12 protein-coding genes and 1 pseudogene are annotated in these 13718 nt (G+C 64.8%); 7 read left to right on the forward strand and 6 right to left on the reverse strand.

The window, feature by feature from the left end; genetic code table 11:
• Window position 1: 1 nt before the first annotated feature.
• The 4 genes from QQ977_RS00395 (at window position 2) to QQ977_RS00410 (ending at window position 4859) form a co-directional block, all read left to right on the forward strand.
• On the forward strand, window positions 2-310 hold the full coding sequence (locus tag QQ977_RS00395; RefSeq protein WP_430540837.1) for a hypothetical protein: 309 nt from the start codon (window positions 2-4) through the stop codon (window positions 308-310).
• Window positions 307-1728, forward strand: coding sequence for a 3-isopropylmalate dehydratase large subunit (leuC, locus tag QQ977_RS00400; protein ID WP_285926862.1), 1422 nt, complete (start codon window positions 307-309; stop codon window positions 1726-1728). The genes QQ977_RS00395 and leuC overlap by 4 nt, the downstream gene beginning before the upstream one ends.
• The gene (gene leuD / locus QQ977_RS00405) at window positions 1725-2360 is read left to right on the forward strand and encodes a 3-isopropylmalate dehydratase small subunit (RefSeq protein ID WP_285926863.1); all 636 of its coding nucleotides are present in this window, start codon (window positions 1725-1727) and stop codon (window positions 2358-2360) included. Before leuC ends, leuD begins: the two co-directional genes overlap by 4 nt.
• A gap of 204 nt (window positions 2361-2564) precedes the next feature.
• Window positions 2565-4859, forward strand: a complete 2295-nt coding sequence (locus QQ977_RS00410) for an amino acid transporter (RefSeq protein ID WP_285926864.1) — start codon at window positions 2565-2567, stop codon at window positions 4857-4859.
• Between the two features lie 97 nt (window positions 4860-4956).
• Here QQ977_RS00410 and QQ977_RS00415 read toward each other — a convergent pair whose 3' ends face one another.
• Entirely contained in the window at window positions 4957-5424 is a 468-nt protein-coding gene (locus QQ977_RS00415; protein WP_285926867.1) for an Hsp20/alpha crystallin family protein, read from the reverse strand.
• Window positions 5425-5539: 115 nt separating this feature from the next.
• On the opposite strand from QQ977_RS00415, the gene QQ977_RS00420 reads away from it, so the two are divergent.
• From QQ977_RS00420 to QQ977_RS00430, 3 genes and pseudogenes are all read left to right on the forward strand, one after another.
• Window positions 5540-6520, forward strand: a complete 981-nt coding sequence (locus tag QQ977_RS00420) for an isocitrate/isopropylmalate dehydrogenase family protein (protein WP_285926869.1) — start codon at window positions 5540-5542, stop codon at window positions 6518-6520.
• Between the two features lie 49 nt (window positions 6521-6569).
• Window positions 6570-7642 (forward strand): annotated as a pseudogene (locus QQ977_RS00425) (alpha/beta fold hydrolase).
• A 47-nt stretch (window positions 7643-7689) separates the two neighbouring features.
• Window positions 7690-8943 carry a DUF418 domain-containing protein gene (locus QQ977_RS00430; protein ID WP_285926870.1) on the forward strand — a complete coding sequence of 418 codons (1254 nt, stop codon included), beginning with the start codon at window positions 7690-7692 and terminating at the stop codon, window positions 8941-8943.
• Window positions 8944-8982: 39 nt separating this feature from the next.
• Here QQ977_RS00430 and dph5 read toward each other — a convergent pair whose 3' ends face one another.
• From dph5 to dps, 5 genes are all read right to left on the reverse strand, one after another.
• Entirely contained in the window at window positions 8983-9822 is an 840-nt protein-coding gene (gene dph5, locus QQ977_RS00435) for a diphthine synthase (protein WP_285926872.1), read from the reverse strand.
• A 38-nt stretch (window positions 9823-9860) separates the two neighbouring features.
• A complete protein-coding gene (locus QQ977_RS00440) occupies window positions 9861-10628 on the reverse strand; it encodes an ABC transporter ATP-binding protein (RefSeq protein WP_285926873.1) in 768 nt (255 codons plus the stop codon).
• Complete coding sequence (locus QQ977_RS00445) at window positions 10625-11695, reverse strand: FecCD family ABC transporter permease (RefSeq protein ID WP_285926874.1); 1071 nt, start codon at window positions 11693-11695, stop codon at window positions 10625-10627. The genes QQ977_RS00440 and QQ977_RS00445 overlap by 4 nt, the downstream gene beginning before the upstream one ends.
• Window positions 11673-12821 carry an ABC transporter substrate-binding protein gene (locus QQ977_RS00450; RefSeq protein WP_285926875.1) on the reverse strand — a complete coding sequence of 383 codons (1149 nt, stop codon included), beginning with the start codon at window positions 12819-12821 and terminating at the stop codon, window positions 11673-11675. The genes QQ977_RS00445 and QQ977_RS00450 overlap by 23 nt, the downstream gene beginning before the upstream one ends.
• A gap of 187 nt (window positions 12822-13008) precedes the next feature.
• The gene (gene dps / locus QQ977_RS00455) at window positions 13009-13674 is read right to left on the reverse strand and encodes a DNA protection during starvation protein (RefSeq protein WP_285926876.1); all 666 of its coding nucleotides are present in this window, start codon (window positions 13672-13674) and stop codon (window positions 13009-13011) included.
• Window positions 13675-13718 lie beyond the last annotated feature (44 nt).

A 13718-nucleotide genomic window follows, 5' to 3' on the forward strand; every position in this document is an offset into this window, starting at 1 on the left:
CATGACCGGAAACGACGCGACAGATCCGACGGCACGAACGACAGCGGATACGGCGGAATCGGACCGACAGCCGATGAGAGAGATCAGCCACACCAACCCTTACACAGGCGAAACGCTGGGCCAGATGTTCAGCCGCGGTCCGACCGTCGCTGCCGACGGCGGACGCGCAGACGCGAACGCGAATGCGGCCCCTGCCGACGAGCAGACGATGAGCGACGTCAGCCACACGCCGCCGAACGATTCCGAGGGCGCAAATCGCGTCTTCGAGCGTGGCCGAAACGTACCCGTAGACGTAGAGGACGAGGAATGAGCGAGCGGACACTGTACGACAAGGTCTGGGATCGACACACGGTGACCACGCTGCCGACCGGACAGGATCAACTGTTCGTCGGCCTCCATCTCATCCACGAGGTCACGAGCCCGCAGGCGTTCGGAATGCTCCAGGAACGCGACCTCGAGGTCGCCTACCCCGAACTCACCCACGCGACGGTCGATCACATCGTGCCGACCTCGAGCAAGGAACGGCCCTACAGCGACGACGCCGCAGAGGAGATGATGGCCGAACTCGAGGAGAACGTCACCGAGGCGGGCATCGACTTCTCGCACCCTGAGACGGGCGATCAGGGCATCGTCCACGTCATCGGACCCGAACAGGGGCTGACCCAGCCGGGGATGACGATCGTCTGTGGGGACTCCCACACCTCGACCCACGGTGCCTTCGGTGCGCTCGCCTTCGGCATCGGCACCTCCCAGATCCGGGACGTGCTCGCGACCGGCACCGTCGCGATGGAAAAACAGCAGGTCCGCAAGATCCAGGTCGACGGCGAACTGCCGGAGGCCGTCGAAGCCAAAGACGTCATCCTCGAGGTCATCCGCCGTCTCGGTACCGAAGGTGGCGTCGGCTACGTCTACGAGTACGCCGGCTCCGCCATCGAGAACCTGGACATGGAAGGGCGGATGTCGATCTGTAACATGTCGATCGAGGGTGGCGCTCGCGCGGGCTACGTCAACCCCGACGAGACCACCTACGGGTGGCTGAAAGAGACCGATTACTTCCAGGAAAACCCCGAGAAATTCGAGGAGCTCAAACCCTACTGGGAGTCGATCGCGAGCGACGAGACGGCAGAATACGACGACGTCGTCACCATCGACGCGAACGAACTCGAGCCCGTCGTCACCTGGGGGACGACCCCGGGCCAGGGCGTCGGCGTCACCGAACCGATCCCGGCACCCGAGGCGCTGCCCGCGGACAAGCAGGCGACGGCCGAACGTGCCCAAGAACACATGGGCGTCGAGCCCGGCGAGACGATGGCGGGCTATCCCATCGACGTCGCCTTCCTGGGTTCGTGTACGAACGCACGCCTGCCCGACCTCCGGCGGGCCGCCCGAATCGTCAAGGGTCGGGAGGTCGACCCCGACGTTCGCGCGATGGTCGTCCCCGGCAGCCAGCGCGTCAAAGCCGCCGCTGAAGAGGAAGGCTTAGACGAGGTCTTCACAGAAGCCGGCTTCGAGTGGCGCGGTGCGGGCTGTTCGATGTGTCTGGGCATGAACGAGGATCAGCTCGAGGGCGACGAGGCCTCGGCGTCGTCCTCGAACCGGAACTTCGTCGGCCGCCAGGGGAGCAAGGACGGCCGTACCGTCCTGATGAACCCGCGGATGGTCGCCGCGGCGGCGGTCAACGGCGAGGTCACTGACGTCCGCGAGATGAAAGAGGTGAGCCTGCAATGAGCGACGAGGTCGAGATTCCAAGCGTCGAGGAGGTATCGGGCACGGGCGTCGCGATCCGTGGCAACGACATCGACACGGACCAGATCATCCCGGCCCGGTTCATGAAGGTCGTCACTTTCGACGGCCTCGGGCAGTTTGCCTTCTTCGACCAGCGCTTTACCGACGACGACGAGCAAAAAGACCACCCGATGAACGAGCCCGAGCATCAGGACGCCTCGGTGATGGTGGTCAACGCCAACTTCGGCTGTGGCTCCTCCCGTGAGCACGCACCCCAGGCGCTGATGCGCTGGGGAATCGACGCCCTGATCGGCGAGAGTTTCGCCGAGATCTTCGCGGGCAACTGTCTCGCACTCGGCATCCCGACCGTCGAGGCAGACGAGGAGACGATCACCGACCTGCAAGCGTGGGTCGAGGACAACCCCGACGGCGAGATCGAGATCGACGTCGAGGCCGAGACGGTCACCTACGGCGATACGGCCGTCGACGTCACCGTCGACGACGCCCAGCGTAAGGCCTTGGTCGAGGGCGTCTGGGATACGACCGCGCTGATGAAGGCAAATGCCAGCGAGGTCCGCAAAAAGGCCGAGGAGTTGCCCTACGTCGACGACGACGCGATTCCCGAGGCCGAGTAACGACCCGTTCCCGGTTTCGTTCCGAGCGAGACACACTCGAGTGCATTTTATTTTTTGGACGAATGTCGTGACCGCGCCGGGAATGGCTTTTGTCTACGAATAGTGTTCGTTTCGACAGCTACACCTTGCCGACCGGAGGGCAAAGAGCAGTGCCGAACTGGCTCGTCAAAATAAGCCTTGCCTACCGTCTCGAGCAGGTATCGTATGGGGGGTGAACGGTCACTGCCGAAGGAGCTCGGGTTGCCCGGTGCGCTCACGATCGGAATCGGGACGATGATCGGTGCGGGCATCTTCGTCCTTCCCGCACCGGCGCTTGCGACCGCCGGACCAGCCGCGGCCGTGGCGTTCGTCGTCGGTGGGGTCGTGGCGCTGTTTACCGCGCTGTCGATCAGCGAACTCGGGACTGCCATGCCGAAGGCGGGCGGTGCCTACTACTACATCGACGACGCCCTCGGGCCGCTGTTCGGAACGGTCGCGGGACTCGGGAACTGGGTCGGGCTCGCGGCGGCGACCGCGTTCTATCTCATCGGGTTCGGTAGCTACACGGCGCTCGCGCTTCCGGTCCCGGCAGTCGACCTCGTGGTGTATGTGCTGGAACCGAGACAGGTATCGGCACTGCTGGCCGGCGCGGCGTTCGTCGGGGTGAATTATTACGGTACGAAAGAGACGGGGGTTCTCCAGACTGCGATCGTGAGCGTGCTCGTCGGCATTCTGCTCGTCTTCGTCGCGGTCGGTATCGGTCGGGTCGACGTTGAAACGCTTCGACCGTTCGCCCCACCGGAAACCGGCGGCTGGAGCGCCGTTCTCCCCGCTGCAGGGCTCATCTTCGTCACGTATCTCGGGTTCGCCGAGATCAACACCGCCGCCGAGGAGTTGGTGAACCCCGACCGGAACCTGCCACTCGCGGTCCTCGGCAGTCTCCTCGTCGTCACCGCGTTGTACGCTGTCGTCATGATCGTCGTGGCCGGGGTCGTCGACTACCGCGTCGCCGTCGACTTCGGCGACGTGGCCGTCGCGAGGGTAGCACAGCTCATGCTCGGCTGGCCGGGGCTCGCGTTACTCACGTTCGCCGGCCTGCTCGCGACCGCGTCGTCGGCGAACGCGTCGATCCTTGCCTCCTCTCGGATCAACTACGCGATGGGACGGGACCGCATCGTCAGCGACCGACTCCAGGACGTCCACCCGACGTTCGACACGCCGTACCGATCGATCGCGCTCACCGGCGCGCTCATTTTCGGGTTCGTTCTCGTCGGCGACGTCGAGGTGCTGGCGAAGGCCGGGAGCATCCTCCATCTCATCGTGTACGGGCTGTTGAACGTCGCGTTGATCGTCTACCGCGAGACGGACCACCCCGACTACGACCCCGGCTTCACGACGCCGCTGTATCCCTACGTTCCGGTACTTGGGGCCGTGTGCTCGTTCGGGCTGATCGGGTTCATGGCCGTGACCGAGATCGCACTCAGCGTGCTCTTCGTCGCGGTCGGCGTCGCGTGGTACTTCCTGTACGCCAAACAGCACACGAGAAAGGAGGGCGTCTTCGAGGAGTACGCCGTCGAACACGAGGAGGAGCTGCCCGACGCGCTCGTCTCGACGATCAAGGCCGTCGAGCCCAACCTCCCGGAGTACCGCGTGCTGGTCCCGTTCTCGGACCTCGAGGATCGACGCGCGGTCCTCGAGTTCGCGGCGACCAGGGCCAGCCGCCACGACGGCGTCGTTATCGCGGTTCACGTCCAGCAGGTGCCCGACCAGCTGCCGATCACCGCCGACCTGCGGGAACTGGACCGGATCGAGTCCGCCGACGAGGCGACGTTCGATCCGGTCCGCGAGATCACCGACGCCCACGGCGTTCGCCTCGAGACGCATACGCTCCTGACTCGACAGGGGTTCGACAGCATCTTCAGGGCCGCCGAGACGTACGACGCCGACGCCGCCGTCGTCGGCTGGGAGGACGACACGCAGTGGTCGACGAGCCGAACGCGACGGGGATTGCGCCGGCTGACTCGCGACTTCCCCTGTGACTTCGTCGTGGTCGCGGGCAAGGAGTTCGATCCGTCACGAATCCTCCTGCCGACGGGCGGCGAATCCGACGCGGCGGTCGGTGCCAAACTCGCCAGGGAGCTTCGGGACGCGTACGGATCGGAGCTCCACCTCCTCCACGTCGCCGACGATCGGTCGACGGGCGGGCAGTTCCTCTCGGAGTGGGCACTCGAGCACGGCCTCGAGGACGCGACCCAGGAGGTGGTCGTCTCCGAGGATCCGCCGTCGGCCATCGAACGCCGGAGCCGGGACGCGACGCTCGTGATACTGGGCGCGACGGGCGAGGGCGTGCTGTGGCGAGCGGTGAGGCGGTCGACGGTGTGGGGACTCGTCGACGATGTCGACGCGACGGTCGTGCTCGTCGAACGAGAACGCGATCGGTCGATACCCGAGATGGTGACGAGCTGGCTTCGGACGGTGACTGGATCGTCCGGGTCCGTCCCGGACGGCCGTCGAGACTGAACCGGTCACTGACGGCAGGACGATTTCGAGGACCGATCGACTTCGGAGAGCCGTCTTCGTCGACGACGAGCCGATTCGATTTCGGACACCGAAGACGCTACGTTTTGACCTCGATCGTCTCGCCATCGAGTTCGCCCGGCTCGGTCTTGGGCAAGGTAATCGTCAGGACGCCGTTCTTGCACGTCGCTTCGGCGGCGTCCTCGTCGACCGGCTCCGGGAGGTCGATCGAGCGCTGCATGCTCCGTCGGGCGCGCTCGGTCTTGAGGTAGAGTTCGTCGCGCTCTTCGTGCTCTTTCTCTTCCTCCCGTGTCGCGACGATGTGTAACGTGTCGTCCGCGAGGCGAAGCTCGATGTCGTCTTTCTCGAATCCCGGAACGTCGGCCGTCAGGACGAACTCGTCGCCACGATCGGCCAGGTCGATCCCCATCCTCATCTCCGACATCGAGGTGATTCGTGGCATCTCGAACTGTTCGCCGTTCCACATTCGTATCGCTTCCTCGAACTGGCGTTGGATCTGTTCGAACTGTTCTTCGAGGTTCTTGAACGGATTTCGCTCCATGCTCATCGGAAACCGGGGACAGTACCCCAGGCACGGACTCCACCGACGTCGGGTATAAACCTTTCACGGGATCGAAACAGGTATCGATACCCTCTTTTCGGCCCGACGGAGATGTTGTGGCATGACTCACGAGATCACCGTCATTCCGGGCGACGGCATCGGACGGGAAGTAACGCCTGCGGCGATCGACGTTCTCGAGTCCCTCGAGATCGAGTTCGAGTTCGTCGAGGCCGAGGCCGGCGACGCCGTGAAAGCGGAGACGGGCGAGCCGCTTCCCGAGGAGACCTACGAACTCGCGGCCTCGAGCGACGCCACCCTGTTCGGTGCGGTCGGCGAGACGGCGGCGGACGTCATCCTCCCGCTGCGGGAGGCCGTCGACTCGTTCGTCAACGTCCGTCCCGCGAAAGCCTACCCAGGCGTCGAGGCCTTACGTCCCGAGACCGACCTCGTCTTTCTCCGGGAGAACACCGAGGGCGTCTACGCGGGCCACGAGGACCGGCTCACCGACGACGTCGCGACGCTGACTCGCGTCGTCACCGAGTCGGCCTCGAGAGAACTCGCGGAGTTTGCCTGCGAGTACGTCGAGGACAACGGCCACGACGGGTTCACGACCGTCCACAAGGCAAACGTCATGCAGGAGACCGACGGCCTCTTCCGGGACACCGTCGCGGAAGTCGCCGACGAGAACGGCGTCGAGACCGACGAGGTGCTGATGGACGCCTTCGCGACCCACGTCTGTCTCGACCCCGAGCAGTTCGACGTCGTCGTCTGTCCGAACCTCGCGGGCGACGTGCTCTCGGATCTCGCCGCAGGGCTTGTCGGCGGCCTCGGCCTGCTGCCCAGCGCCAACGTCGGCCACGACCGCGCGCTGTTCGAACCCGTCCACGGCACCGCACCCGATATCGCCGGCGAGGGCGTCGCCAACCCGGCCGCGACGATCATCTCGGCGGCCATGCTCGTCGAGTACCTCGGCTACCACGAGGAGGGCGCGGCCATCCGCAAGGCCGTCGAGGCCACCCTCGAGGAGGGGCCACGCACGCCCGACCTGGGTGGCGACGCCTCGACCGAGGACGTGACGGAAGCGATCGTCGACCGCCTGTAGGGGTTCCGGCGGGCCGAACGTTATCACGGGTGCCGTGGTATCGCCGGCCATGCCTCGAGCCGACACCCTCGCCGGCGTCGATCGCGCACGATCGAGACCGGTCGCCTCGAGACCCACCTCCTCGAGTCGGGCGATCCCGACGCCGACGGCGACCCGATCGTCTTCCTCCACAGCAACGTCTCTTCCTCTCGATTCTTCGAAGACGTGATGGCCGACCTGCCGGCGAGCCAGTACGCGGTCGCACCAGACTTTCGCGGATACGGCGACAGCGAGACGAAGCCCGTCGACGCGACGAACAGACTGGGTGACTTTACTGCCGACCTCGAGGCCCTGCTGGCCGAACTCGACCTCGAGACGCCGCTGACGCTGGTCGGCTGGTCGAACGGTGGCGGGGTCGCGATGCAGTACACGCTCGATGGTCCCGAACTCGTCGCGTCGCTCGTGCTCGTCAACCCGCTCTCGCCGTACGGCTTCGGCGGGACGAAAGACCTCGAGGGGACGCCGTGTTTCGACGACTACGCCGGCTCCGGCGGCGGGGTCGGCAACGACGAGTTCGTGACGGCACTCGCCGAACGCGACCGTAGCGAGGGTGGAGAGGCCGGCCCACGGAAGATCCTCCGGACCTACTACGTCGATCCGACCCACACCTTCGACGAGGAACGCGAGGAGTCGTACCTGACGGGGATGCTCGATACGGCCACCGGCCAGGAGAACTATCCCGGATCGGCCCAGAAGAGCGAGAACTGGCCGGGCGTCGCCCCCGGCGAGACGGGCGTGAACAACGCCATCTCGCCGAAGTACTGCGATCTCTCGGGAATCGTCGAGATCGATCCAGCGGAGAAACCGCCCGTGCTATGGATCCGCGGCGACTCCGACCAGCTCGTCTCCAACGAGTCGCTGTTCGACCTCGAGGCGCTCGGTCGACTGGGACAGATTCCCGACTGGCCCGGCGAGGACGTCTTCCCGCCACAGCCGATGGTCGACCAGACCCGCGCCGTCCTCGAGGCCTACGCAGACGCCGGTGGCGAGTTCGCGGAGGTCGTCTTCAGCAAGGTCGGACACACGCCCCACCTCGAGATGCCGGGCGAGTTTCTGGGGGAACTCGAGGGCGTGCTCGAGTGAGCGGATGAACGGACGGTTTTATTTCCTGGTGGCTGCAGTACTGAGTCGTGACGAACGCAGCGGTAGAGCGTGTACAGACGACAACCAACGAGTCCCAACAGGCACCTCCCGACGGTTCGGCTAATGCTGGACCGACCGCACCGGACGAGCGGATCGTTAGTTTGGATATCCTCCGTGGCGTTGCCATCTTTGGGATCCTTGTTATCAACATACAGTCATTTTCGATGCCGAGTCCCGTGCGGATAAATCCGACGCAGTATGGTGAATTTGCAGGTGTCGAACTACTCATCTGGCTTGCCAGCCACGTTCTCGTCGAGCAGAAATTTATCGCGCTGTTTTCGATTATGTTCGGCGCTGGTATCGTCCTCTTTCTCGAATCGAAAGAGGACCAGCCGTACTCGGGATACCTGCTGTATTACCGCCGAATACTGGTGTTATTACTTATCGGGCTCGCGCATGCCTACCTGCTCTGGGATGGCGACATACTGGTCATCTACGCGCTGTGTGGGCTCTGGGTTGTCTTCTTCTGGCGAGCGCCACCGCGGCGACTGTTCACTCTCGGGACCGTATTGATTGCTATCCCGACCACACTGACGCTCATTCATGCGTTCAGTATCGGGCTCTCTGGGACGCCCGACGGCTGGGTCGCCTCCGAGGCCGCTATCCAGGCGGAACTCGATGCCTACCGCGGCAGTTGGAGCGACGGATTTTCCGAGCGTGCCGAGGCCGCATGGAATGCCCACACGACCGAGTTTATCGCAGGCTCGGGCTGGCGATACGGCGGCTTCATTCTCTGGGGGATGGCCTTTTACAAATCGGGGCTGTTGACCAACGACTGGTCGAACAGATCCTACTGGACAGTGATTCTCGGGGGGTGGGCCGTCGGCTTTCTGATCGTTCTCGCCGGCGTCTGGACAGCCTTTGCCTACGACTGGAGCGGCGGGGCGGGCATCCTCTCGTGGGGGTTGAACAACATCGCCGCACTGTTCGTTGCACCTGCATATGCCAGTCTCGTGGTGGTGCTGTGTGCACGCGGCACTGGCGGTATCGTCCAGTCGGCCTGCGCCGCAGTCGGACGGACGGCACTCAGCAACTACCTCTTTCAGACGGTCGTTGCCACGACCATCTTTTATGGCTACGGACTCGGCCTCTTTGGCCACGTTACGCGCGTCGAACAGCTTGCTATCGTTTTCGGCATCTGGGTACTGCAAGCGATACTTTCGGTACTCTGGCTCAAACGGTTCGAGTACGGTCCCGTCGAGTGGCTCTGGCGGCGGGCCACCTACGGTAACTGGTCGTAAATACGCTCGAGGGATAGTCAGATCCCGAAACCAGCCGTTTCAGGCGATATCGAGCGCGCCCCGATCCGCACCCGCGAGTTCGACGAGCGCGTCGGCCTCTAAGAGGTGACATTCCCCGGGGACGACGAGCAGGTGCAGCGGATCGCCGAACTCCCGCTCGGCCAGCTCGGTCATCGGCGCAGCCTCGACCACCGGCTCGGGGCTGCCCGCGCGGGCGACGACGACGCCGACGAGGTCGGGGTAGGCCTCGGCGAGTAGCTCTGCACCGACGTCGGCAGTCATGTACTCGTCCTCGTCGGTGCGCTCGTGACCCACTTTGTCGTCAGAACGCGACGCGTTCTGACTGCTGGTTGGATCGTATCCAACCTTGATGTCGAGGTAGACGACCGTGTGCAGACCCCGCTCGCGGTTGTCGTCGATCGTCTCGGTGACGCTCGCCGGCAGGCCGTCAGCGCCGTGGGCGTAGGGAAAGGGGAGGGTCGTCGCCGTGCCGAAGCGGTAGTTCTGGAGGCCGGTCAGCGAACTCGCGGCCGTCTGGGCCGTGACGCCGTGGATCACCCGCGTCTCGATGCCCCGGTCGTGCGCTCGCAGGCGCAGGTCGACGTGGGTCGTCGAGATCATGGTGTCGCCCGCGGTGAGGAATGCGACGTCTTCGGTTTCGGCTGCCTCGAGCATCTCGTCGGGTTCCTGTTCGACGCCGGCACGGTCCCGAACCTCGATCTCGAGGTCGTGGTGGGACTCGAGGTCCTCGAGCGTCGCACCGACGAGTTTGCTGGTGTAGAACTCGGCGAAGACCCGGTCGGCGTCCCGGAGTGCCTCCTGGCCCTCGACGGTGATCGACCGCTCGTCGTAGAGTCCGAGGCCGATGAAGGTGAGCATAGCGGCCCTAGTGGGAGTGTGTGTTATAACGTTTCGAGTCACCGCGAGTCGACGTCCGGGACGAGAAACCGCCGGCCCTCGTGCTCGACCACCGTGACGTCAGCGCCGTAGACGGTTCGGACCGTCTCGGGCGTCAACACGTCCGGCCGGCCGACGGCGTGGATCTCGCCGTCGTGGAGCAACGCGACCCGGTCACAGTACTGGCTCGCGAGATTCAGGTCGTGCAAGGCCGCGATGACGGCGACGTCCCGCTCGCGGACCTGGGTCGCGACGAGATCCATCACCTCGAGCTGGTGGTTCAGATCGAGTGCGCTCGTGGGCTCGTCGAGCACCATCACCGACGGATCGCCGACCAGCGCACGGCCAAATCGGACTTTCTGCTGTTGGCCACCGCTCAAATCGCTCATCCGCCGGGTGGCGAACTGCTCGAGCTCGAGGCGCTCGAGGACGTCGGCAACCGCCCGCCGATCCCGCTCGCCGGGCGACCAGCCGGCGTGTGGCCGTCGGCCCTGCAAGACCGTCTCGAAGACGGTCGCCGGAAACGCGCCGTCGTCGTGCTGGGGGACGTAGCTTGCTTCCCGTGCCAGTTCCGTCCGGCTGTACGCTCTCGTGTCCCGTCCGTCGATGGCGATCGTGCCGCGGTCGGGCTCGTGGATCCGGTGGATCGATTTGAGCAGCGTACTCTTGCCCGAGCCGTTCGCGCCGAGCAACCCGACGACTTCTCCCGCGTTCACCGTCAGGTCGATCCCCTCGAGGACGGAGACGTCGCCGTAGCTGAACGAGAGGTCGCTGATCTCGAGTGTCATGACCAGTGTTGTTTCCCCTTGACGGTCAGATACAGGAACAGCGGTGCGCCCAGAAACGAGGTGACGATACCGACGGGCAGGACGATCGGCGAGATGATCGTCCGGGCGAAGGCGTCGGCGGCGACGAGCAACGCCGCTCCGACGAGGGCGGATGCGGGGAGCAGGAACCGCTCGGTGCCGCCGATCGTCATCCGGACGATGTGGGGGGCGACGAGGCCGACGAAGCCGATGATGCCGACGAACGAGATCATCACCGCCGTCAGGAGCGACGCGACGATCATCCCCCGGATGCGCAACGATTCGACGTCGACGCCGAGGCTCAGGGCGGTTTCGGTGCCGGCGTCGAGGACGTCGTAGTTCCAGCCGTTGTAGACGAAGTACGCAAGTCCCAGCACGAAGACGACGATCATGACGGCGATCTCGTCCCAGGCCGCCCGGCTCACGTCGCCGAAGGTCCAGTAGACGATCTCGGCGACCTGAGCGTCGGTCGCGAAGTACTGGATCGTCGCCAGCCCGGCGTTGAACAGCGAGCCGATCGCGACGCCCGTGAGAATCAGCGTCTCGGGGGTCGCATCCCGGTAGGTGACCAGCAGGAGGATCGCGGCGGTCGCGGTCATCGCGCCGACGAACGCGCCGATCGTCTGGACCGAGACCGTGAGCACGCTTCCCTCGAGGCCGGCCGTCCCGACGGCGATCGTGATCGCCGCCCCAAAGGCCGCCGCGTGTGAGATCCCGAGGGTGAAGGGGGCTCCGAGCGGGTTTCGCAGCACCGACTGCATCGCTGCGCCCGCGACCCCGAGGCCGCCGCCGGCGACCGTCGCGGCGAGCACGCGAGGAATCCGGACGTGCCAGATCGCCAGTTGCTGTGTCTCGGGGCCACGTTGAGTGAGTGCGGCCACCACCTCCCGGATCGGGTAGGTCACGGAGCCGACGGCGACGCCGACCACCCAGAGCACGGCCAGCAGAGCCGTCGTCCCGACGAGAAAGGCGATCTTCCGGCGCGTCGACTCCCGATGGGCTCGAACGCTTGCAGCCGTCGAGAGCTCAGAAGAGCGGTCGGTAGACATCGGGGTACTGCTCGTTCAGATCGCCGTAAATTCGCTCGCCGAACAGCGCCTCGAAGACGTCGTCGACCTGGCTCTCGAGGTCGATGTCCTCGAACCGGTCGGGGTAGGAGGTCTTCCCGACGAAGTAGGCGTTGGCGATCATCGGCCCAAAGTTTCGCATGTCACGGTAGACCTGCAAGACGGGGTAGACCTCGCCGTCCTGGACTGCCGAAAGGGCCTCGAGTTCCGGATTCTCGTCGACCTCCTCGCGCACCCGGTCGACGCTCGCGACGTCGATGAAGATCCGGTCGGGATCGGCCTCGAGCAGTCGCTCGTGGCTGAGATCGACGGAGTTCTGGTGGGGCTCGACGTCTTCGATGGCGTTCTCGACGTTCGGGTAGTGAAACATCGTCGTATCACCACGGGTCGTCGACAGCCCGTGTGCACCCCGGAACCGAAACGCCGCGGCATAGCCTTCCGCGCGCTCGTTGTCCGGAATGTCGCCAGTGCGCTCCTCGAAGTCGGCGACGGTGTCCTCGAGGAACGTCTCGAGTTCCTCGGCACGGGCTTCCGTCTCGAGTGTCTCGCCGATGGTCTGCCACGTCTCAGAGAGCACCTCGCGGCCGTCGTCGTGCATGACGTTCGCGGTGTCGACGAGCACGACCGGCGTGTTCGTCTGCTCGCTCAGTTCGTCCGCACGCGAGGGGTCCCCGTTGAGGAAGATCACGTCCGGCTCGACCTCAAGGATCTGCTCGGCGTCGCCGTCTCTGTCTGCACCGCGGTCGCCGAAGGTGGGTAACTCGCCCAGGTCGGGGTTGGCGACGAGGTAGGGCAGTTCCTTCAGTGACTCCTCGCGGATGCTTCCGACGCCGACCACGCGATCGGTCGCGCCCATGAACGCGAGTTGTCTGAGCGTCCCCGCCCCGATACCGAGGATCCGTTCCGGATCGTCCGGAACGTCGACGTCCCTGCCGGCCACGTCGATCACGACCCGGTCTCCCGCCGCCTCGGCCTCGGGCAACAGGCCCGTACATCCCGCGAGCCCCGCCACGGCGGTCGCCCCGAGACCCGACAGGACGGTTCGCCGTCGAAGTCGACGTCCGTTTTCGTTCCCGGTATCCGATCCCAGTCGGTCGTTTTTCGTCATCGTATAGTCCAATAGATGCACCTAATAAAAATATTCTGTATTAGATCAACCTGACTTGTTTACTCCTCATCGGGGGTCCTACGTACGCAGAGCTCGCCGTGTGACCAGCTGCTGAAACGGTTCCTGGTGCATCCGGTCATCGGAAACTGGCGGTGCAAAGCCCGCCGAAAAGGGCGACGAAGCGCAGTCAGGCGCTGTCGTTGAACCGCCGGTTCGTCGACAGCGGCGCGTCGCCTGGTTCTCCCCTGACGAAGTGGCCGGCCGGGTTAATCTCGCCGTCGCGTTCCATCGAGAGCAGTTCGACGAACCACGCCTCGTGTTCGATCTCTTCCTGTAAGATGCGCGAAGCCATGTCGTAGGTCCGCGGGTCCTTCCCGTCTGCGGTCATGTCACAGATCTCAGACCAGGTCCGGATCGCACATCGTTCGGCCTCGAGCAACACCTCGAGGATGTCTTCGGCGTTCATCTCGCCGGTGGCGAAACCGCCCGCGTCGTCCATCGGTGTCGGTACCTCCGCATCCGGACACGAGGCCCGGTCGGCGAAGTCCCGGATGTCGTTCGGAAGTGCACCACCCAGTTCGTACACCCGCGGGACGACGAGTTCGAAGTGGGCACGGTCCTCGAGGCGGGCGTCCTCGGTGATCTCCTTGTAGTCCTCGTTGCCCGCCATGTGCATGCGGAGGTTCGTGTAGTAGTAGTACGTGGTGAACTCGGCACCGATCGCGTCGATGAGCTTCTCGCGGAGTTCCTCGGGTTCGATGCCTCGTTCTCGGAGGACTTCCATGCCAACTCGCTCGCTCGTGTCACCCGGCGAGATGCTACCACTTGCGTGGGGTTTGTCACTGTCGGACATTGCACCGAGTCCCACACCACATTCCCCTATAATACTTTCAGACA

This window comes from Natrialbaceae archaeon AArc-T1-2, from assembly GCF_030273315.1.
Taxonomy (GTDB): domain Archaea; phylum Halobacteriota; class Halobacteria; order Halobacteriales; family Natrialbaceae; genus Tc-Br11-E2g1.